Here is an 18,491-nt window from a genome sequence, read left to right as displayed (position 1 = left end):
GAACAACCGTGAACGAACGGCTCCGCGGGCCCGAAAGCGCGGCCGTTCGTCCGCGATGGAGGGCGTCAGGTGCGCCAGATGTCCAGGGTCTGCGCGGGCGGGTGACCCTCGATCTCGGCGAGGATCAGGTGCGACCGAGTCGACACGACGCCCGGCATGTCGTGGATGTCGCGGAGGATCGCCTGGCTCAGCTGTTCGTGATCGGGCGCGCTCACCGTGAGGATGATGTCGATGTCGCCCGAGACCGCCTGCACCTTCTCGACGAACGGCAACGTCGCGAGCTTTGCCGCGATCTCCTCCCACGAGACCTCGCCGATGCGCACCACGACGAGCGCTGAGATGTTCAGGCCGATCGCCTTGCGGTCGATGTGAGCGCCGAAGCCCGTGATGACGCCGCGCTGCTGCAATTGCTGCACGCGGTTGTGCGCCGCGGTGCGGGAGATGTGCACGCGCTCCGCGAGGGTCCGCACCGAGAGACGACCGTCGCGGCTCAGCTCGGCGACGATGCTGCGGTCGATACTGTCGAGCGCATCGTTGCGGTGCGGTACTGACTGGGTCATCTTCGTCCTCGTTGCTCGGTTCCAGCGTACCGGCTGCGACGCTTCGCGCGGCGAAGGGATGCCCGCAGCGGGGCGTGCCTGATGACGCGGGGGAGCAACGGCCAGACCACGGCGATGGCGCCCAGCCATCCGTTCGCGACTCGTTCGACGCGCGGTGTCCACTGGAACCCGTAGGCGGCCCGGACCGGAGCGGGCAGCAGTGCCGCCGTCATGAGTCGCACGAGCGGCAGCAGCAGGCCGGCGCCGAACGGCAGAGCGGATGTCCCGGTCAGCAGGCTCCTCGCGACCGACCTGGCGTCGTCGCCCACCTCGAGGGCGCCGAGTTGCGCCGTCCACCAGGCGTCGAACTCGGCCCTGGTCTCGGGCCAGCCTTCCCCGGCGGCCTGGAGCCGCATGCCGAGCGGAGCGTAGCCCCGCACGATGACGTCGGCCGTCGCCTCGGGCAAGGGGCCCTCGAGGCGCTCGTGCAGCTCGAGCGCGACCGCGAGCAGCGTCGACGCGACCCAGCGCTGGGCGTCGGCGTCGAACGCGTTGTACGCCGGCTGCCCGCCCTCGGCGTCACCACGCACGGGCGCATGGCGGCGGTTCACGGCGCGCACCGCCTCGGCGGCGACCTCCTCGTCGCCGAAGCCGATCGCGTAGACGTAGTCGAGGGTGCCGATCAGTCGATCGAGCGGGCGATCGCGGAACCCGCTGTGCCGGGCCACGCCGCGCGCGACGCGGGGATCGGCGAGCTGGAGCAGGATCGCGGCGCCGCCGCCGAGGAGCAGCACGCCTTCGGCGCCGTGGCGTCGGAAGACCGCGAGTTCGTCGTCGTTCGTGTCGGCATGCATCAGTACCAGTTGTACCGCTAGTACCAGTTGAACCGCTCCGAGTGGGCCCACGCACCGCACGGGGCGCCGTAGCGGTCGGCGATGTACGAGAGGCCCCACTCGATCTGCGTGGCGGCATTGGTGCGCCAGTCTGCGCCCGCGCTGGCCATCTTGCTGCCCGGCAGCGACTGCGGGATCCCGTAGGCGCCGCTCGAGGCGTTGTAGGCGTCGGCGCGCCAGCTCGACTCGCGGGTCCACAGCTTCAGGAGGCACTGGTACTCGCCCGAGCCCCAGCCGTAGCGTGCGACGGCGGACGCTGCGTAGGCCTTCGCCCCGGCGACGTCGACGACGACGCCGGGCGGCGGAGCGCCGCCGACGTCGACCGTGTCGCCGCTCGCTGCTTCGGCGGCGAGTCGGCGGGCCTCCTCGGCCTGCCGGAGCTCTTCGCCGGCGCGGTACTGCCGTTCGAGCACCGCGGTGCTGTCGCGCAGGCTCGCGAGTTGCGCGTAGAGCGTGTCGACGACGACACGCTGCGCGGCGAGTTCGGCCTCGGCGGCCGCATGCGCCGACTCGGCTGCTTCTGCGGCGTCCGCGGCGGCCTCCGCGAGGCGCGCTCGCTCCTGCTCGGCGACGTCGGCCTGTGCCGAGAGCGAGGCGGACTCGGCCTTCGCGGCCTCGGCCCGGTCGGCGACCCCGCCGTAGATGTTCGCGAGCTGTGCCGCACGCGAGAGCCCCTGCAGCAGGTCGGTCGACGTGTCGTCGGCGAGGAGGAGCCGCAGCGTGACATCCGCTCCGCCCGATCGTGCCAGCATCGCGCCGACCCGCCCGAGTCGTTCACCCGATGCCGTGGCCTCGGCGTCCGCTGCGGTCGCCTGGCCGTCGAGGGTCGCGGCCCGCTGTTCGGCCGCTGCATGTGCCGCTGCAGCGGCAGCCGACTCGCCCGCTGCCGCGACGGCGGCGTCGCCGAGCGCGGCGGCGGTCGTCTCGAGCGAGGCGACGAGGCCGCTGATGCGCGTCGCCTCGGCTTCGCGCGCCGTGACGTCCTGCTTGGCGGCGGCGACCTCCTCCCAGCTGGGATAGTCCTCGCCGAAGGCCGCTGCAGGGGGCAGCACCAGCGTCGCGGCCACGAGTGCCGCCGCGATTACCGCGTACCTCGGTCCAGCTCGCACGAGACCCCCTTCGAGGCGGTGAGTCTACCCACGACGACTCTCGGCGCTCGTTCGGACACGCACCGTAGAGTCGTTCGAATGCGCGCCACCCGAACTGCACGACTGCCGCTCGTCATGACGGCGGTGCTGGTCGCGCTGACGGCGTGCGCCGGGCCTCCCGCCGGCGACGGCCCCTCGAGGCCGACCGACCAGACGCGGACGCCCGGCCCGACGGCAGCCCCGATCGACCCGATCGCCGCGTGGGTCGACGAGCGGATGTCGCAGCTCACGACGGAGCAGAAGGCCGCGGCGCTCCTCATGGTGCATGCGCCCGGTACCGACCCCGCGCCGTTGCGGGCCTACGTCGACGCGGGCGTCTCAGGACTCATCCTGATGGGCGACAACGTGCCGGCGGGCCCGGCAGAGCTCGGAGCGCTCACCGCCGCCGTGCAGGCCGACCCCGAGGCCCCCGTGCTGATCGGCATCGACGAGGAGGGCGGGGAGGTGCAGCGGCTGCCCTGGGATGGAGCGCCCGGCGCCGAGGACCTGCGTGCCGATCCGCCGGCCGCTGCGAACGCGGCCTACGCCGCCCGCGCGGGAACGCTCGCCACGAGCGGCGTCAACGTGAACTTCGGGATCGTCGCCGATGTCACCGCCGACCCGGATTCCTTCATCTTCGGCCGCGTGCTCGGCACCGACCCGGCCAGCTCGGCGGAACGGGTCGCGGGCTCGGTGGCGGGGGAGCAGGGGCTCGTCGCGAGCACGCTCAAGCACTTCCCCGGCCACGGGGCGGCGCCGGGAGACTCCCACTCGAGCGTGCCGTCTGCGCCGCTGACCATCGACGAATGGCGGGCCGGCCCCGCGTTGCCGTTCGCGAGCGGCATCGACGCGGGGGCCGAACTCGTGATGACGGGTCATCTCAGCTACCCCGCCGTCGACCCGGCTCCGGCCTCGCTCTCACCCGAGTGGCACCGCCTCCTCCGCGACGAACTCGGATTCGACGGCGTCGTCGTGACCGACGACATGCTCATGCTGCAGCACAACGGACTGGCCGAGTTCGCCGATCCGGGCGAGAACGCCGTGCGTGCGGTGGCCGCCGGCGCCGACCTCCTGCTCTACGTGCTCCCCGCTGATCCCGCGTCGATGGGCATCTCGATCGACGGCCTCGTGGGCGCGATCGCCGGCGGGGTGCAGTCGGGGCGCATCACTGCGGAACAACTCGATGACGCCGTCGAACGGGTCCTGACCTTGCGACGCACGCTCGCGAGCTGAACCGGAGAACTTCCTGAGACATTTCCACCCGACGGGAATATGCCGACTCTCCATGCGTTTGCATAGTCGTGGCCGAACGGCCGCCACGACACCGAACACGGGAGACCGCCCAACATGACGACGACTGCACCGACGATCGAGATCCCCGGCTACCGCGCTGGCACCTGGAACATCGACCCCACTCACAGCGAAGTCGGCTTCAGCATCCGCCACATCATGATCAGCAAGGTCAAGGGCAAGTTCGAGCGCTTCAACGCCACGTTCATCACCGCCGAGAACCCGCTCGACTCGAGCGTCACCGCATCCGCAGAGGTCGCCTCGGTCACCACGAACGAGCCGAACCGCGACGCCCACCTGCGCACCGGCGACTTCTTCGAGGCCGAGACCTACCCGACCATCGACTTCGTCTCCACAGGCGTGCGCGTCGAGAAGGGCGACTTCAAGGTCGACGGCGATCTCACGATCCGCGGCATCACGAAGCCGGTCACCTTCGACTTCGAGTTCGGCGGCTTCGGCGGCGACCCCTACGGCAACTACAAGGGCGGCGCCACGGCGAAGACCGTCATCAACCGCGAGGACTTCGGCCTGCAGTACAACGCAGCGCTCGAGACCGGCGGCGTGCTCCTCGGCGACCAGGTCACGATCACCCTCGAGCTCCAGGCCGCGCTCGAGCAGTAAGCGTCGAGCGAAAGCTCACGAAGGGTCGGATGCCTCGGCACCCGGCCCTTCGTCGTCGGTTCACCCGGTCGTGATCTCACCGAGTTCGGTCGACCAGAATGCGGCCCAGCGCGTGAACGCCGGTCGGAATCCGCTCACCGCGGGCCGGCCACGGAACCGCTTCACTTCGATGGACGTCGTGCCTCGGCGTTCGGGTGCGCGGCGCCACGTGCCGACGACCTCGCCATCCGCGACGAGGATCGGCAGGAACAGGCCGTTCTTGCCGGGTACGACGCGCAGGGCGTCGACGTCGGAGCAGAACGCCGTGCGGTCGCCGTAGCCGAGGAAGTACTCATCGAACGAAGCGAGTACGTGGCGGCCCGTCGGCTCGACAGGCGCCCCCGCCGTCGGTGCCGAGGGGGCGTCGGCGGCGACGAAGCGCTCGGCGTCGAACGGGATCACCGCGTCGCCGGCCGCGGCTTGCGCGACGCGCGCCAGCGTCAGCGTGAGCCCGGTCCACCAGGCGAAGTCGCGCACCGTGACCGGACCGTGGCCGCGTGCGTACGCTGCGAAGAGGCGTCCGAGGATCTCGTCGGCGTCTTCGGGTTCGTCCGACCGGCGTGGCGACCACTCGTCGAGCAGCACGAATCGCTGTCTCGCGCGGGTCTCGACCGGGCCACAGCAGAGCAGCCCTTCGTTCGCGAGGCGCCAGATGAGGTGGTATCCGCGCTGGCCGGTGGTGTCGATGCCCGCTGCAGTCCAGGCGGCCTGCAGTTCGTCTCGCGTCGCGGCGCGCCCGCCTTCGAGCTCGTGCACCGCGACCCGGCGGGCGACGGCGTGCACCTCGTCGTCGATGCCCTCGTCACGGTGGGTCTTCGCCGCCCGCTGCATGAGTCGCGCCGCTGTGAGGCTGAGGATCGGCCGGAGCATCTCGGGTGCGACGAAGTGCAGGGTGCCGCGCATCGGCCATGAGCGCAGCAGCTCTCGCTCGTCGATGGCCGTGTCGATCGTCGCCTCGGTCGTGCCGGCGACCCGGGCCCCGAGCACCCACTTCGCGGCGGCGAGGTCTTGTGCCTGCAGGCAGACCAGGCGTTCGACCGCCGAGGCTGGGGAGTCGAAGCCGTCGTCGAGACCTTGGGCGGCCAGCCGGGCCGCGCGCACCGCCGAGATCGAAGCGCCCGAGGCATCCATCGTCATGCTGCGAGTCTGCCGGATGCCTGTGACATCCCGCCCGATGAAGGCCGACGACGTTCGCCACCCCGCCCAGCGGGATAGACTGGGAGGCTGTGCCGCTCGGCACGCCATCCCACCCCGTCCGTTTCGGAGGAACCCCCGTGCTCGCCGTTCATGATCTCGAGATCCGCATCGGTGCGCGCGTGCTGATGGAGCACGTCGACTTCCGCGTCTCCGACGGTGACAAGATCGGCCTCGTCGGCCGCAACGGCGCCGGCAAGACCACCCTCACGAAGACGCTCGCGGGCGAGACGCTGCCGACCGGCGGTCGCATCGATCGCAGCGGGGAGATCGGGTACCTCCCGCAGGACCCGCGTTCGGGCGACCCCGAGATGCTCGCCCGCACCCGCATCCTCGACGCGCGCGGGCTCGGCCAGATCGCACTCGGCATGCACGAGGCGAGCCTGAACATGGGCAGTGACGACCCCGAGGTCGCTGAACGGGCGATGAAGAAGTACGGCAATCTCACCGACCGCTTCAACGCGCTCGGCGGATACGCCGCCGAGGCCGAGGCCGCCTCGATCGCTTCGAACCTGAACCTGCCCGACCGCATCCTCGACCAGCCGTTGAAGACCCTGTCCGGCGGTCAGCGACGCCGCATCGAGCTCGCCCGCATCCTCTTCTCCGACGCCGAGACGATGATCCTCGATGAGCCGACGAACCACCTCGACGCCGACTCCGTCGTCTGGCTCCGCGAGTTCCTGAAGAACTACCGGGGCGGCGTCATCGTGATCTCCCACGATGTCGTGCTCGTCGGCGAGGTCGTGAACCGGGTGTTCTACCTCGACGCGAACCGCTCGGCGATCGACATCTACAACATGGGCTGGAAGCACTACCAGCGTCAGCGTGCCGCTGACGAGGAGCGCCGCAAGAAGGAGCGGATGAACGCCGAGAAGAAGGCGGGAGTCCTGCAGCTGCAGGCCGCGAAGTTCGGTGCCAAGGCCTCGAAGGCCGCCGCGGCGCACCAGATGGTCGCCCGTGCCGAGAAGCTGCTCGCCGGCCTCGAAGAGGTGCGCGCGGTCGACCGCGTGGCGAAGCTCCGCTTCCCGACGCCCGCGCCCTGCGGCCGCACGCCCATCACGGCCTCCGACCTCTCGAAGAGCTACGGCTCGCTCGAGATCTTCACCGCCGTCGACCTCGCGATCGACCGTGGGTCGAAGGTCGTCATCATCGGCTTGAACGGTGCCGGCAAGACCACGCTCCTCCGTATCCTGGCGGGCGTCGACGCGCCCGACACCGGGGTCGTCGAAGCCGGCCACGGCCTGCGCGTCGGCTACTACGCGCAGGAGCACGAGACGATCGACGTCAAGCGCTCGGTGCTCCAGAACATGGTGAGCGCGTCTCCGAACCTCACCGAGACCGAGGCCCGCAAGGTGCTCGGCTCGTTCCTCTTCACCGGCGATGACGTGCACAAGCCCGCCGGCGTGCTCTCGGGCGGCGAGAAGACGCGACTCGCGCTCGCGATGATCGTCGTCTCGGGGGCCAACGTGCTGCTCCTCGACGAACCGACGAACAACCTCGACCCCGCGAGCCGCGCCGAGATCCTCGACGCCCTCGCGCACTACGAGGGCTCGGTCGTGCTCGTCTCGCACGACCCGGGCGCCGTCGAGGCGCTGAACCCCGAGCGCGTGCTGATCATGCCCGACGGCACGGAAGACCACTGGAGCCGCGAGTACCAGGAGCTCATCGAGCTGGCGTAGCTGTACAGCTAACGCCGGTCGAGCACGCCGTCCTCGAGATCGGCGTCGGCGTCGCGCCGCTTCACCTTCGGCTTGCGGGCGGCGCGAGTCGCGGCATCCGTCGAACCGGAGGTCTCGGCGAGCGCCTTGCGCTCCTGGTTCGCCGCCCACGCGAGGCCGACGAAGCCCATGAGCGCGAAGACGTACCACTGCAGCGCATACGAGAGGTGCGGGCCCTCGTCGCGTTCGGGTCGCGCCGCCGCCAGCGGCGGTTCATCGGCGTCGGCGCCCGTCTGCACGAGCACGCCGTATGCGGCGGTGTAGCCCGGTTCGCCGACGCGCTCAGAAAGCTCCTCGAGGTCGATCGTCGCGAACTCGTTCCCCGTCGAGGTGCGACCCTCGATGCGCCCCTCGCCGGCCTTCAGCCGGGCCTCGACCTCGACGTGCCCGCTCGGCGGCGGCGGCACCTCGCTCGGCCGGCCCTCGGAGTTCTGCGCGATCCAGCCGCGATCGACCATGAAGACCGCGCCGTCGTCGAGGAGGAACGGCGTGATGACCTGGAAGCCCGAGCTGCCCTCGAACGGGCGGTTGCGCACGACCACCTCTTCATCGGTCAGGTACTCGCCGGAAAGGGACACGACCTGCCAGCGCTGGTCGATGTCGAAGTCGTCGGGGTCGGGGAGCGCCTCGGCGACGGGCACGGCCGCAGCGTCGTAGTTCGCGTCGATGCGCGCGACCTCGGCGAGCGCTTCGGTGCGACGGTTGAACTGCCAGGCGCCGAGCGCGGCGCAGACGATCGCGAAGACGACGGTGAGCAGCAGGTAGCCGGCCCATCGCCGATGCAACAGGAATCGCCAGTCGTTCACGCGTCGTCTCCGTCTGCGGCGTCGGGCCGCGGCTCGATGAGGTCGGCGAACCCGGCGACCGCGACCGGGAACGAACGCGCCTCGAGGAAGCCGCGCAGGTAGTCGACGTGTTCGTCGCACGCGAGCCAGGTCTTGCCGCGGTCGCCCGTGTGGATGCGCGGGTTGCGCCAGTCGATGCGCCAGGTCGCCGGCTCACGGCATTGCGCGCGCGAGCAGGTGCCGTGGTCGGGCGACGCGCCCAGTCCACCGATCATGCGGCGCCGCGTTCGTCGTGGCGCGTTCCGTCGTCGTGCGGCGCTGGGTGCTCGGAACCGGGGGCACCCGCCGAGGGCGGGGGAGTCGTGGGGGAGGTGCGGCGCATGAGGACGCCGGGGCGGAGCACCGTGCTGCGTCGACCGGAGCCCTGCACGTTCGCGAGCACGACCGCGATGTACGGCAGGAAGATCGCCCCGGCCGCGAACACCGCGAGCCACCAGCCGCGTGCGAAGAGCAGGCCGATGACGCAGAGCACGCGGATCGACATCGCGATCGAGTACTTGATCATGCGCGACCGCCGCTCCGCTTCGGGCGAGAGCGGCAGCGTGGTGATCGACTGCTGCTGCTTCATGGTGTTCGCCGTGGTTCTGCGGCACTCCTCTTGCTTCAAGCCTACGTCCGTCAGCGGGTGACGGATGCCCGGAATACAGGAGCCTCTAAGCTGAAACGGGCCGATCGGCCCGACGCCTGAAGGAGAAATACGCATGACGACGAGCCGCACCGTTCTCGTGACCGGTGGCAACCGGGGAATCGGGTTCGCGATCGCCCGCGAGTTCATCGCCCAGGGCCACCGCGTGGCCGTGACCGCCCGCTCGGGCGAGGGGCCCGAGGGCTCGCTCACCGTCCGCGCCGACGTCACCGACGCGGCATCCGTCGACGCGGCCTTCACCGAGATCGAGGCGGCTCTCGGCCCGGTCGAGGTCGTCGTCGCGAATGCCGGCATCACGCGCGACATGCTGCTGCTCCGCATGAGCGAAGACGACTTCACGAGCGTCATCGACACCAACCTGACGGGCGCCTTCCGGGTCGTGAAGCGCGCCTCGAAGGGCATGCTGAAGGCGCGATTCGGCCGCATCGTGCTCATCTCCAGCGTCGTCGGGCTGTACGGCTCGGCGGGGCAGGTCAACTACTCGGCATCGAAGGCGGGACTCGTGGGCATGGCCCGGTCGCTCACCCGCGAACTCGGGGCGCGCAACATCACCGCGAACGTCGTCGCGCCGGGGTTCATCGAGACCGACATGACCGGTGAGCTGCCCGAGGCGCAGCAGGCCGAATACCAGAAGAGCATCCCCCTCGGTCGTTTCGCCGCCCCCGAAGAGGTCGCGAAGGTCGTGGCCTGGCTCGCCGGCGACGAGGCCGGGTACATCTCCGGTGCCGTCATCCCCGTCGACGGCGGCCTCGGCATGGGGCACTAGGTCCGAATCGACGGGGGTCCAGTGCGCTGAGGCTCGCCGAGCGGTGTACCGGGCTCGCCGCGGTCAGAACGCGCTGCCGAGCCAGAGACCGAGGCCGGCCGCGGCGACCGACGACACGAGCATCAGCACGCCGCTCACGAGCGACGCGGCGACCCGTCGCTGGCGGATGAGCTGCACGGTCTCGTAGCTCGCGGTGCTGAACGTCGTGTAGCCGCCGAGGAAGCCAGTGCCGAGCACGATGGCGAACTCCGGCGCCAGCAGGTTCGCGAGTGTCGCGCCGACGACGAGACCGAGCGCGAACGAGCCGGAGACGTTGATGATCGTCGTCGCCCACGGGAACGCCGTGCGGACTCGCGATCGGATGACGCCGTCGACGACGAAGCGCACGCCGGCACCGAGCCCGCCGGCGACGACGACCAGGAGGAAGAGCGGAAGCGTCATGCCGGCCCGCCGTCTCGAACGGCGCGTCCGTGACCTCTGCCGAGAGCCGTGCCGACGACGATGCCGGCCCAGGTGGCGAGTGCGCCCACCAGCACCGTGCCGAGGGCGTAGACCATCGAGACTCCAACGGCACCGTCGACCGCCAGCACGACGGTGTCGCTCGCGAGTGCACTGTACGTGGTGAAGCCGCCGCAGAACCCGGTTCCGAGCAGCAGTCGGAGTTGCACGGCGGATGCATCGTCGTGACCGCGGTGCGCCAGGGCGGCGTACAGGCAGCCGAGCACGAACGCGCCCACGAGGTTGACGATCGCGATGGCGAGCGGAACCTGCGCGACCGGGGGGATCACGAGTGCGAGCCCGGCGCGGGCGGCCGACCCGGCCATGCCGCCCACCACGACGAGTGCGATGGCGCTCCACCGGAGGTGGGGCGGCCGTTCACCCGTCACGAGGCGGTTCCAGAGCCGCGCTGCGAGTCCATGCGCCGCGCGGGGATGACCACGACCGGTCGCCCCTGGCGGTGCGCCAGCTGCGCGCCCACCGACCGGTTGAAGAACTCGCGCAGGCTCCCGCCGAACGCATGGTCATGGGCGCCGACGACGATCATGGCGGCGTCGAGCGTGTCCCCGAGGTGCGCGAGGGCACCGGCGACGTCGCCGGCGAGCGCGAGCGAGCGCCAGGGCACTGCGGTGTCCACGAGCGCGGCGCGCAGCGATTCGGCGAGGGCCTCGTCGAAGACCGCCTCGCGGTCGTCGGCGAAGTCGGGATCGATCGACGCGCTCTCGACGGACCCATCGGCGGACTCCTCGACCGGGTACCGCGCCGGATTGACGTATGCGCACACGAGCGGGGACTCGAACCGGCTCGCGAACGCCGCGGCCTCCTGCACCACGTGGGCCGGCTGGCCGGGTACCACGCCGACGATCACCGGCCGCGCGGAAGGCGCGCCCCCGACCTCAGCCATGCCGCGATGCTACGCCGCGGCCCTCGGCAGGGTCAACGCGCGACTGACGCGGACTCATCCACGCAGGCCGAGCACGGTGAGCACCGGCGACAGGTCTGGGCGGTCGATCACGAGGTCCGCCTGCGCCCGCACGATCGGCTTCGCGCAGAAGGCGATGCCGAGCGCAGCACGGTCGAGCATCTGCAGGTCGTTCGCGCCGTCGCCGACCGCGACGGTGCGCGAGATCGGGATGCCACTGGCATCCGCCCATTCGGCGAGTGCGGCCGCTTTCGCTGCGGCGTCGACGATCGGGCCGTCGACCCGACCGGTCAGACGGCCGCCTGCGATCTCGAGACGGTTCGCGCGGCAGAAGTCGAGCCCGAGGCGCTCGGCGAGCGGGTCGAGCAGCTCGTGGAAGCCTCCGGAGACGACGCCGATGCGACCTCCTGCGGCGTGCACGCCGTCGATGAGCTGCTGGACGCCCGGGGTCGGGGTCATTCGTTCGCGTGCTGCGGCGAGCACCGTGACCTCGAGGCCCGCGAGGGTCCCGACCCGCTCGCGCAGGCTCTCGGCGAAGTCGAGCTCCCCGCGCATGGCGCGCTCGGTGACCGCCGCGACGTGCTCGAGCGTGCCGGCGGCTTCGGCCAGCAGCTCGATCGCCTCTTCGCGGATGAGGGTGGAGTCGGCGTCGAGCACGAGGAGGGGGCCGCTCGCGCGGCCGGTGGTGCGCGCGCTCACGCGGTGGCCCGGACGCGCGAGCCCTTGCCCACCACGGTGATGCCGCTGTCGGTCACGATGAAGCCTCGAGCGACGTCTTCGGCCCGGTCGACGCCGATGCGTGCCCCCGCCTCGACGATGACCTCCTTGTCGAGGATCGCCCGCTGCACGGTCGCGCGCGCATCGATGCGCGCCCGGTCGAAGAGGATCGAGTCGGAGACGTGCGCGCCCGAGCCGACCTTCGCCCACGGCCCGATGACGCTGCGTTCGACGTGTGCGCCCGAGATGACCGAGCCGAGCGAGACGATGGAGTCGATGACCGTGCCGAGGGTGCCGCGGGCGTCGCGGGTGAACTTCGCCGGCGGCGAGTTCAGCTGCTGGCTGAAGATCGGCCACTCCCGGTTGTAGAGGTTGAAGACCGGCAGCACCGAGATGAGGTCCTGGTGCGCCTCGAAGAACGAGTCGATGGTTCCGACGTCGCGCCAGTAGTAGCGGTCGCGGTCGGTCGACCCGGGCACCTCGTTGCGCTGCAGGTCGTAGACGCCCGCTGCACCCTGGGACACGAACGCCGGGATGATGTCCCCGCCCATGTCGTGGCTCGAGTCCGTGCGTTCGCCGTCGCGCAACACGGCGTCGATGAGGGCGTCGGCGTTGAAGACGTAGTTGCCCATCGAGGCGAGCACCTCACCGGGGGAGTCGGGGAGCCCGACCGGATCGGTGGGCTTCTCGAGGAACCGGTGGATGCGGCCCGGGTTGGCGGCGTCGACCTCGATGACGCCGAACTGGTCGGCGAGCCCGATCGGCTGCCGGATCGCGGCCACGGTGGCGGCAGCGCCGGACTCGATGTGCGCGTCGATCATCTGGCTGAAGTCCATGCGGTACACGTGGTCGGCGCCGACCACGACGATGATGTCGGGCTGCTCGTCGTAGATGAGGTTGAGGCTCTGCAGGATGGCATCGGCCGAACCGGAGAACCAGCGCTTGCCGAGGCGCTGCTGCGCGGGCACCGAGGCCACGTAGGAGTTCAGGAGCCCGCTCATGCGCCAGGTCTGCGACACATGCCGGTCGAGGCTGTGCGACTTGTACTGCGTGAGCACGACGATCTGCCGCAGCCCCGAGTTCAGCAGGTTCGAGAGCGCGAAATCGATCAGGCGGTACTGCCCCCCGAAGGGCACCGCCGGCTTCGCGCGATCTTCTGTCAGGGGCATGAGTCGCTTGCCCTCGCCGCCGGCGAGGACGATGCCGAATACCTTGCGCGTCGCCATGCCACAACCCTAGTCAGCGCGAGCCGTCCGCGGGCCAGTCGAGTCGGAGCGTGACGGATGTCGCTGCGCTACGTTTGCATCATGCGCGTCGACCTGCTCACCCGCGAGTACCCACCCGAGGTCTACGGCGGTGCCGGTGTGCACGCCGCGGAGCTCGTCCGAGCGCTGCGCTCGAGCATCGACGTGCGAGTCCGATGCTTCGGCGCGCCGCGCGACGAGCCCGGCACCTTCGGGTATCCCGTCCCACCCGAGTTCGTGGCGGCCGATCCGGTGCTCAGCACGATGGGCGTCGACCTGCTCATGGCCGGCGACGCGGCCGGGGCCGATCTCGTCCACTCGCACACGTGGTACGCGAACTTCGCCGGATTCACCGCGAAGCGCCTGCACGGGGTGCCGCACGTCGTGACGGCGCACAGCCTCGAGCCGCTACGGCCGTGGAAGGCCGAGCAGCTGGGCGGCGGCTACCGCCTCTCGTCGTGGGTCGAGCGCAGCGCGTTCGAAGACGCCGATGCGGTCATCGCCGTGAGCGAGGGCATGCGCCGCGACATCCTCCGCTCCTATCCCTCCATCGACCCGAGCCGTGTCGAGGTGGTCTACAACGGCATCGACCTCGAAGACTGGGCGCCGCACCACGACCCCGACCTCGTGCGCTCGCTCGGCGTCGACCCCGATCGACCGTCGGTGATCTTCGTCGGCCGCATCACTCGGCAGAAGGGCCTGCCCTACCTGCTCCGGGCTGCACGACTGCTGCCCGACGACGTCCAGCTCGTGCTGTGCGCCGGCGCCCCCGACACCGAGGCGATCATGTCGGAGGTGACGTCGCTCGTCGACGAGCTGCGCACGGAGCGCGATGGTGTGGTGTGGATCGATCGGCACCTGCCGCGCGCGGAGCTCTCAGCACTCCTCACCGCCGCCACCACCTTCGTCTGCCCATCGGTCTACGAGCCGCTCGGCATCGTGAACCTCGAGGCCATGGCGTGCGGTGCGCCGGTCGTCGGCACCGCGACGGGCGGCATCCCCGAGGTCGTCGCCGACGGCGTGACCGGGGTGCTCGTGCCGATCGAGCAGCTCGACGACGGCACCGGCACGCCGGTCGACCCCGACCGGTTCGTCGCCGATCTCGCGGCTGCGCTGACCGCCGTCGTGAGCGACCCGGTTCGCGCGGCCGAGATGGGTGCCGCCGGACGACGCCGCGCAGAGACCGACTTCGGCTGGGCTGCGATCGCCGAACGCACGCTCGAGCTCTACGGGCGCGTGCTCGCCCGGTGAACCGGGTCGACGCGCGTGGCGTGCCTCGGCGTGCCGAGCGACCTCCGCGCTGCCGATAGCATGGGACGTATGGCGAGCACGGTTCTGCAGTTCCACGATGTGTCGGTGGTCCGCGATGGCAACACGATCCTCGACTCGGTCAACTGGAGCGTCGCCTCCGACGAGCGCTGGGTCATCCTCGGTCCGAACGGCGCGGGCAAGACCACGCTGCTGCAGATCGCGGCCGCGGCGATGCATCCGACCTCTGGCAAGGCCGACGTGCTGCAAGAGGCCCTCGGCAAGGTCGACGTCTTCGAGCTGCGCCCCATGATCGGCTTCGCGTCCACTGCGATGGCCCGCAAGATCCCGCGCAACGAGACCGTGATCGACGTCGTGCTCACCGCGGCGTACTCGGTCACCGGCCGCTGGAACGAGGAGTACGAGGCGATCGACCTCCGCCGCGCGCAGCGGGTGCTCTCCGAATGGGGTCTCGACGGCTTCGCCGACCGCCGCTTCGGCAGCCTCTCCGACGGCGAGCAGAAGCGCGTGCAGATCGCCCGCTCGGTCATGACCGACCCCGAACTGCTGCTGCTCGACGAGCCGGCCGCGAGCCTCGACCTCGGCGCGCGTGAAGAGCTCGTCGGGCTGCTCGGCGGCTATGCCGCGTCGTCGGCCTCTCCCGCGATCGTGATGGTCACCCACCACGTCGAAGAGATCCCCGTCGGCTTCACGCACGCCCTGCTGCTGCAGAAGGGCGGCATCGTCACGGCGGGTCCGCTCGCAGAGTCGCTCACCGCCGAGAACCTCTCCAAGACGTTCGACATGAAGATCGAACTGACCGAGACCGACGGTCGATACGCGGCTCGCGCCGTGTGACCGCACCTCGCTGTCGATTCTGCTAAGATCGATAGCTGGCCCGTGGGCCACCTTTCTTCCCTGCGCACGCGCAGGCTTCGTATCCACCGTCCGAATGCTTCACCAGCTGAAATCCAAGGAAGTCTCCATGAAGACCGACATCCACCCCGAGTACAACGCGATCGTCTTCCGCGACCTCGCTTCGGGCGCCACGTTCCTCACCCGCTCGACGGCCAAGAGCGACAAGACGATCGAGCTCGACGGTGAGACCTACCCGGTCATCGACGTCGAGATCTCGTCGGAGTCGCACCCGTTCTACACGGGCAAGCAGCGCATCATGGACTCGGCCGGCCGCGTCGAGAAGTTCAACCAGCGCTTCAAGAACTTCGGCGCGTAAGCACTGTCGTACCACGAAGGCCCCGCCATCGGCGGGGCCTTCGTCGTGCCCGCAGGTCGTGATCGGCTCGGAGGGACGCGAGCTGGTCGTCTCCTCGAGGATCCGCGAACCGGGGGAGTCGAACGCGACTCAGCGCACCGGCCAGGCGCCTGACGTCGTGAACTCGGGCTCGCCGTTCTTGCGGCGCCACGCCTGGTAGCTCTCGGCCTGCTCGCGACTCCAGTCGACCTGCCGGGCGTGCAGCTCGGCGACGGCGGTCGCCGCGAGCTCGGGGAAGGTGCGGGCGATCGCCTGGGCGACGCGGCCTGCTGCCACGGCGTCGGCGCCTGCATCGTGGGCGTCGTCGAGGGTGACGCCGTAGTGCTCGGCGGTCGCGGTGAGCGTGCGCTTGCCGCGTCGGTACTTGTCGACGGCCTTATCGATCACGAGCGGGTCGATGACGGCACCGGGGCCGGGCAGGGGAGCCACGCCGTAGCGGGCGGCTTCGCGGTCGAGGATCGTGAGGTCGTACGCGGCGTTGTACGCCACGATCGGCAGCCCCCGCGACGCGGCATCCGTCAATGCGCCGACGATCTCGGCGACCGCGACCGGAGCCCGCTGACCCTCGAGGCGGGCGCGTTCGGTGCTGACGCCGTGGATGAGCGACGCCGCGGTGGGGATCTCGACTCCCGGATCGACGAGCCACTCGCGCTGCTCGAGCACCTCGCCGGAGGCGCCGATCACGCCGACGTGGGCCGTCACGATGCGGCACGTGTCGACGTCGATGCCCGTCGTCTCGAGGTCGAAGACGGCGAGCGTGTCGGCCCAGTGGCCACCCAGAAGATCCATGTCGTCAGGCTATGGTCGGCCACCGTCATCGGCGTCGCGCGAGGGCGCGTGTCGGCGGCATCGGCGGGCTTCCCGCTCTCCACGGCGATCAGCGGGCACTCCGGGACGAACCATAGAATGGCAGGGATGATCACCTCTCCCTACGCCGAGCAGCTCGCTCGCATCCCCGTGCGAGCGCATCGCGTCGACGTCGACGGCACCGAGACGGCCTGGTGGGAGTACGGCCGAGCGGATGCCCCGGTGCTCGTGCTCGTGCACGGCTTCCGCGGTGACCACCACGGCCTCGAACCCGTCGTCGCCCAGCTGCCCGGATTCCGCATCATCTCGCCCGACCTGCCGGGCTTCGGCGAATCAGCGACCTTCGCAGACCGCCCGCACGACATCGGGGCCTACGCCGCATGGCTCGGCGCGTTCATCGACGCCGTCGGCATCACGGGGCCGTACACCCTGCTCGGCCACTCGTTCGGCTCGATCGTCTCGTCGGCCGCCGTCGCAGGGGGCCTCGCTCCCGAGCGCCTCGTGCTCGTCAACCCGATCGGCGCCCCGGCCCTCGAAGGTCCGCGCGGCGTCATGACCCGGCTGGCGGTCTTCTACTACCGCACCGCGGCGGCGCTGCCCGAGCGTGCCGGCTTCGCCCTGCTCCGAAATGGCGCCATCGTGCGCGTCATGAGCGTCACGATGGCCAAGACCCGTTCGAAGCCGCTCCGCCGCTTCATCCACGACCAGCACGACCAGTACTTCTCGGCGTTCGGCGACCGTGACGCAGTGCTCGAGGCGTTCCAGGCCTCCGTCAGCAACGACGTCAGCCAGTACGCCGCCGACATCCCGGTGCCGACGCTCCTCGTCGCCGCCGAACGCGACGACGTCACGCCGCTCTCGGCGCAGCACCGCCTCCTCACGCTCTTCCCCGACGCGACCCTCGAGGTGATCCCCGAGGTCGGCCACCTCATCCACTACGAGACGCCCGGCGACGCGGCATCCCGCATCCTGACGTTCCTCGGCGCCGGGGCGCGCGCGTGAGGATCGTCGTCGACTGCCGCTACACCCGCATCGGGCAGCACGACGGCATCAGCCGCTTCACCGCGGGCATCGTGACGGAGCTCGGCAAGCGGCATCCGCTCACCATGCTCGTGAGCGATCACCGCCAGCTCGACATGCTCCCGGCGATGCCGTGGCAGCTCGTGAGCTCGCCCACGAGCGTCCGCGAACCGCTCGTCGCCCTGCAGGTCAAGAAGCTGCGCCCCGACGTCGTCTTCACGCCCATGCAGACGATGGGCTCGTGGGGTCGCGACTACAAGCTGCTTCTGACGCTGCACGACCTGATCTACTACGAGAACCGCACGCCGCCGCGCGACCTGCCGGCCCCTGTGCGGCTGCTGTGGCGGCTCTACCACCTCGCCTGGTGGCCGCAGCGCATGCTGCTGAACCGCGCCGACCAGGTCGTGACGGTCTCCGAGACGACCGCCGGCCTCATCCACGAGCACCACCTCACCGACCGTCCCGTCACCGTCGTGCCGAACGCGGCCGACGACCTCGGCGCTCCCGCCCTGCCCCGCACGCGCCCCGAGGGGCATCGTCTCGTGTACATGGGCTCGTACATGCCGTACAAGAACGTCGACACGCTCGTGCGGGCCGTCGCGGCACTGCCCGACCACGAGCTGCACCTGCTCAGCCGCATCAGCGCCGACGAGCGTTCGCGGCTCACTCGCCTGGCACCGCAGGCCAGACTCGTCTTCCACGACGGCGTGACGGACGCCGCGTACGCCGAGCTGCTCTCGAACGCCACCGCACTCGTGCACGCGTCGAAGGCCGAGGGCTTCGGCATCCCGCTCGTCGAGGCGATGCGCCTCGGCACGCCCGTGGTGGTCAGCGACATCCCGATCTTCCGCGAGATCGGCGGCGACGCCGCCGTCTACTTCGACCCCGAGAACCCCGAGTCGCTCGTCGCCGCGCTGTGGTCGCTCGAGCGGGCGGGGGAGTGGGAGCGGCGCTCCGAGGCATCCGTCGTCGTCGCCGCCCGCTACAACTGGGCGGCGTCGGCCGAGCGCCTGCTCGCCCTCATGCAGTCGACGGTCGCCGGCAACGGGCGGCGTCGCCGGCGTCGCGCGGGCTGAGACGTTGC

22 protein-coding genes are annotated in these 18,491 nt (G+C 70.6%); 9 read left to right on the top strand and 13 right to left on the bottom strand.

Features of this window, described 5'->3' with window-relative positions:
- Positions 1-65: 65 nt before the first annotated feature.
- From ESP57_RS01775 to ESP57_RS01765, 3 genes are read right to left on the bottom strand one after another with little or no spacing between them, the layout of a single operon-like run.
- Positions 66-560, bottom strand: coding sequence for an Lrp/AsnC family transcriptional regulator (locus ESP57_RS01775; RefSeq protein ID WP_056008950.1), 495 nt, complete (start codon positions 558-560; stop codon positions 66-68).
- Positions 557-1,393: an oxygenase MpaB family protein gene (locus tag ESP57_RS01770; RefSeq protein WP_115957944.1), complete on the bottom strand. Its 837-nt coding sequence runs from the start codon at positions 1,391-1,393 to the stop codon at positions 557-559. Before ESP57_RS01770 ends, ESP57_RS01775 begins: the two co-directional genes overlap by 4 nt.
- A 17-nt stretch (positions 1,394-1,410) precedes the next feature.
- On the bottom strand, positions 1,411-2,499 hold the full coding sequence (locus ESP57_RS01765; protein ID WP_056008945.1) for an aggregation-promoting factor C-terminal-like domain-containing protein: 1,089 nt from the start codon (positions 2,497-2,499) through the stop codon (positions 1,411-1,413).
- Between the two features lie 120 nt (positions 2,500-2,619).
- Between ESP57_RS01765 and ESP57_RS01760 the strand changes: the two genes are divergently transcribed.
- Complete coding sequence (locus tag ESP57_RS01760) at positions 2,620-3,792, top strand: glycoside hydrolase family 3 N-terminal domain-containing protein (RefSeq protein WP_129230361.1); 1,173 nt, start codon at positions 2,620-2,622, stop codon at positions 3,790-3,792.
- 114 nt (positions 3,793-3,906) lie between these two features.
- Entirely contained in the window at positions 3,907-4,470 is a 564-nt protein-coding gene (locus ESP57_RS01755; protein ID WP_056008935.1) for a YceI family protein, read from the top strand.
- Positions 4,471-4,530: 60 nt separating this feature from the next.
- On the opposite strand, the gene ESP57_RS01750 is transcribed toward ESP57_RS01755, so the two are convergent.
- On the bottom strand, positions 4,531-5,646 hold the full coding sequence (locus ESP57_RS01750; protein ID WP_165877353.1) for a winged helix DNA-binding domain-containing protein: 1,116 nt from the start codon (positions 5,644-5,646) through the stop codon (positions 4,531-4,533).
- Between the two features lie 137 nt (positions 5,647-5,783).
- Here ESP57_RS01750 and ESP57_RS01745 point away from each other — a divergent pair, with 137 nt between their 5' ends.
- Positions 5,784-7,382: an ABC-F family ATP-binding cassette domain-containing protein gene (locus ESP57_RS01745; RefSeq protein ID WP_056008929.1), complete on the top strand. Its 1,599-nt coding sequence runs from the start codon at positions 5,784-5,786 to the stop codon at positions 7,380-7,382.
- Between the two features lie 8 nt (positions 7,383-7,390).
- Here the strand turns inward: ESP57_RS01745 and ESP57_RS01740 are convergent, their stop codons facing one another.
- From ESP57_RS01740 to ESP57_RS01730, 3 genes are read right to left on the bottom strand one after another with little or no spacing between them, the layout of a single operon-like run.
- Positions 7,391-8,227, bottom strand: coding sequence for an SURF1 family cytochrome oxidase biogenesis protein (locus tag ESP57_RS01740; RefSeq protein WP_165877352.1), 837 nt, complete (start codon positions 8,225-8,227; stop codon positions 7,391-7,393).
- Complete coding sequence (locus ESP57_RS01735; protein ID WP_056008923.1) at positions 8,224-8,481, bottom strand: hypothetical protein; 258 nt, start codon at positions 8,479-8,481, stop codon at positions 8,224-8,226. Before ESP57_RS01735 ends, ESP57_RS01740 begins: the two co-directional genes overlap by 4 nt.
- Positions 8,478-8,834 carry a DUF3099 domain-containing protein gene (locus tag ESP57_RS01730; protein ID WP_082571297.1) on the bottom strand — a complete coding sequence of 119 codons (357 nt, stop codon included), beginning with the start codon at positions 8,832-8,834 and terminating at the stop codon, positions 8,478-8,480. The genes ESP57_RS01735 and ESP57_RS01730 overlap by 4 nt, the downstream gene beginning before the upstream one ends.
- Before the next feature lie 133 nt (positions 8,835-8,967).
- Here ESP57_RS01730 and ESP57_RS01725 point away from each other — a divergent pair, with 133 nt between their 5' ends.
- A complete protein-coding gene (locus ESP57_RS01725; RefSeq protein ID WP_115957952.1) occupies positions 8,968-9,678 on the top strand; it encodes a beta-ketoacyl-ACP reductase in 711 nt (236 codons plus the stop codon).
- A 63-nt stretch (positions 9,679-9,741) separates the two neighbouring features.
- Here the strand turns inward: ESP57_RS01725 and crcB are convergent, their stop codons facing one another.
- The 5 genes from crcB to glgC are packed head-to-tail and all read right to left on the bottom strand — an operon-like array spanning position 9,742 to position 13,041.
- Positions 9,742-10,119, bottom strand: a complete 378-nt coding sequence (gene crcB, locus ESP57_RS01720) for a fluoride efflux transporter CrcB (RefSeq protein ID WP_056008917.1) — start codon at positions 10,117-10,119, stop codon at positions 9,742-9,744.
- Complete coding sequence (locus tag ESP57_RS01715) at positions 10,116-10,565, bottom strand: fluoride efflux transporter FluC (RefSeq protein ID WP_243648367.1); 450 nt, start codon at positions 10,563-10,565, stop codon at positions 10,116-10,118. Before ESP57_RS01715 ends, crcB begins: the two co-directional genes overlap by 4 nt.
- Positions 10,562-11,080: a universal stress protein gene (locus ESP57_RS01710; protein WP_129230358.1), complete on the bottom strand. Its 519-nt coding sequence runs from the start codon at positions 11,078-11,080 to the stop codon at positions 10,562-10,564. Before ESP57_RS01710 ends, ESP57_RS01715 begins: the two co-directional genes overlap by 4 nt.
- A gap of 54 nt (positions 11,081-11,134) precedes the next feature.
- Positions 11,135-11,797, bottom strand: a complete 663-nt coding sequence (gene serB / locus ESP57_RS01705) for a phosphoserine phosphatase SerB (protein WP_243648366.1) — start codon at positions 11,795-11,797, stop codon at positions 11,135-11,137.
- A complete protein-coding gene (gene glgC, locus ESP57_RS01700; RefSeq protein ID WP_056008907.1) occupies positions 11,794-13,041 on the bottom strand; it encodes a glucose-1-phosphate adenylyltransferase in 1,248 nt (415 codons plus the stop codon). The genes serB and glgC overlap by 4 nt, the downstream gene beginning before the upstream one ends.
- Before the next feature lie 81 nt (positions 13,042-13,122).
- Here glgC and glgA point away from each other — a divergent pair, with 81 nt between their 5' ends.
- From glgA to ESP57_RS01685, 3 genes are all read left to right on the top strand, one after another.
- A complete protein-coding gene (gene glgA / locus ESP57_RS01695; protein ID WP_129230357.1) occupies positions 13,123-14,310 on the top strand; it encodes a glycogen synthase in 1,188 nt (395 codons plus the stop codon).
- Between the two features lie 69 nt (positions 14,311-14,379).
- Positions 14,380-15,165, top strand: coding sequence for an ABC transporter ATP-binding protein (locus ESP57_RS01690; RefSeq protein ID WP_129230356.1), 786 nt, complete (start codon positions 14,380-14,382; stop codon positions 15,163-15,165).
- A 127-nt stretch (positions 15,166-15,292) separates the two neighbouring features.
- A complete protein-coding gene (locus ESP57_RS01685) occupies positions 15,293-15,541 on the top strand; it encodes a type B 50S ribosomal protein L31 (protein WP_056008902.1) in 249 nt (82 codons plus the stop codon).
- A 129-nt stretch (positions 15,542-15,670) separates the two neighbouring features.
- Here the strand turns inward: ESP57_RS01685 and ESP57_RS01680 are convergent, their stop codons facing one another.
- Complete coding sequence (locus tag ESP57_RS01680) at positions 15,671-16,369, bottom strand: exonuclease domain-containing protein (protein WP_129230355.1); 699 nt, start codon at positions 16,367-16,369, stop codon at positions 15,671-15,673.
- Between the two features lie 126 nt (positions 16,370-16,495).
- On the opposite strand from ESP57_RS01680, the gene ESP57_RS01675 reads away from it, so the two are divergent.
- Together ESP57_RS01675 and ESP57_RS01670 are read left to right on the top strand one after the other, a co-directional pair.
- Complete coding sequence (locus ESP57_RS01675) at positions 16,496-17,389, top strand: alpha/beta fold hydrolase (RefSeq protein ID WP_129230354.1); 894 nt, start codon at positions 16,496-16,498, stop codon at positions 17,387-17,389.
- Complete coding sequence (locus ESP57_RS01670) at positions 17,386-18,483, top strand: glycosyltransferase family 4 protein (RefSeq protein ID WP_056008890.1); 1,098 nt, start codon at positions 17,386-17,388, stop codon at positions 18,481-18,483. The genes ESP57_RS01675 and ESP57_RS01670 overlap by 4 nt, the downstream gene beginning before the upstream one ends.
- Positions 18,484-18,491 lie beyond the last annotated feature (8 nt).

The organism is Agromyces fucosus, from assembly GCF_004134865.1.
GTDB classification, from domain to species: domain Bacteria; phylum Actinomycetota; class Actinomycetes; order Actinomycetales; family Microbacteriaceae; genus Agromyces; species Agromyces fucosus.
This window is presented reverse-complemented; position numbering and strand designations above follow the sequence as displayed.

Bases quoted from the DNA above. Each gene is read 5' to 3' on its own strand.
- ESP57_RS01775 (WP_056008950.1), bottom strand. From the start codon at position 560: ATGACCCAGTCAGTACCGCACCGCAACGATGCGCTCGACAGTATCGAC.
- ESP57_RS01770 (WP_115957944.1), bottom strand. From the start codon at position 1,393: ATGCATGCCGACACGAACGACGACGAACTCGCGGTCTTCCGACGCCAC.
- ESP57_RS01760 (WP_129230361.1), top strand. From the start codon at position 2,620: ATGCGCGCCACCCGAACTGCACGACTGCCGCTCGTCATGACGGCGGTG.
- ESP57_RS01755 (WP_056008935.1), top strand. From the start codon at position 3,907: ATGACGACGACTGCACCGACGATCGAGATCCCCGGCTACCGCGCTGGC.
- ESP57_RS01750 (WP_165877353.1), bottom strand. From the start codon at position 5,646: ATGACGATGGATGCCTCGGGCGCTTCGATCTCGGCGGTGCGCGCGGCC.
- ESP57_RS01735 (WP_056008923.1), bottom strand. From the start codon at position 8,481: ATGATCGGTGGACTGGGCGCGTCGCCCGACCACGGCACCTGCTCGCGC.
- ESP57_RS01730 (WP_082571297.1), bottom strand. From the start codon at position 8,834: ATGAAGCAGCAGCAGTCGATCACCACGCTGCCGCTCTCGCCCGAAGCG.
- ESP57_RS01725 (WP_115957952.1), top strand. From the start codon at position 8,968: ATGACGACGAGCCGCACCGTTCTCGTGACCGGTGGCAACCGGGGAATC.
- crcB (WP_056008917.1), bottom strand. From the start codon at position 10,119: ATGACGCTTCCGCTCTTCCTCCTGGTCGTCGTCGCCGGCGGGCTCGGT.
- ESP57_RS01710 (WP_129230358.1), bottom strand. From the start codon at position 11,080: ATGGCTGAGGTCGGGGGCGCGCCTTCCGCGCGGCCGGTGATCGTCGGC.
- glgC (WP_056008907.1), bottom strand. From the start codon at position 13,041: ATGGCGACGCGCAAGGTATTCGGCATCGTCCTCGCCGGCGGCGAGGGC.
- glgA (WP_129230357.1), top strand. From the start codon at position 13,123: ATGCGCGTCGACCTGCTCACCCGCGAGTACCCACCCGAGGTCTACGGC.
- ESP57_RS01690 (WP_129230356.1), top strand. From the start codon at position 14,380: ATGGCGAGCACGGTTCTGCAGTTCCACGATGTGTCGGTGGTCCGCGAT.
- ESP57_RS01685 (WP_056008902.1), top strand. From the start codon at position 15,293: ATGAAGACCGACATCCACCCCGAGTACAACGCGATCGTCTTCCGCGAC.
- ESP57_RS01680 (WP_129230355.1), bottom strand. From the start codon at position 16,369: ATGGATCTTCTGGGTGGCCACTGGGCCGACACGCTCGCCGTCTTCGAC.
- ESP57_RS01675 (WP_129230354.1), top strand. From the start codon at position 16,496: ATGATCACCTCTCCCTACGCCGAGCAGCTCGCTCGCATCCCCGTGCGA.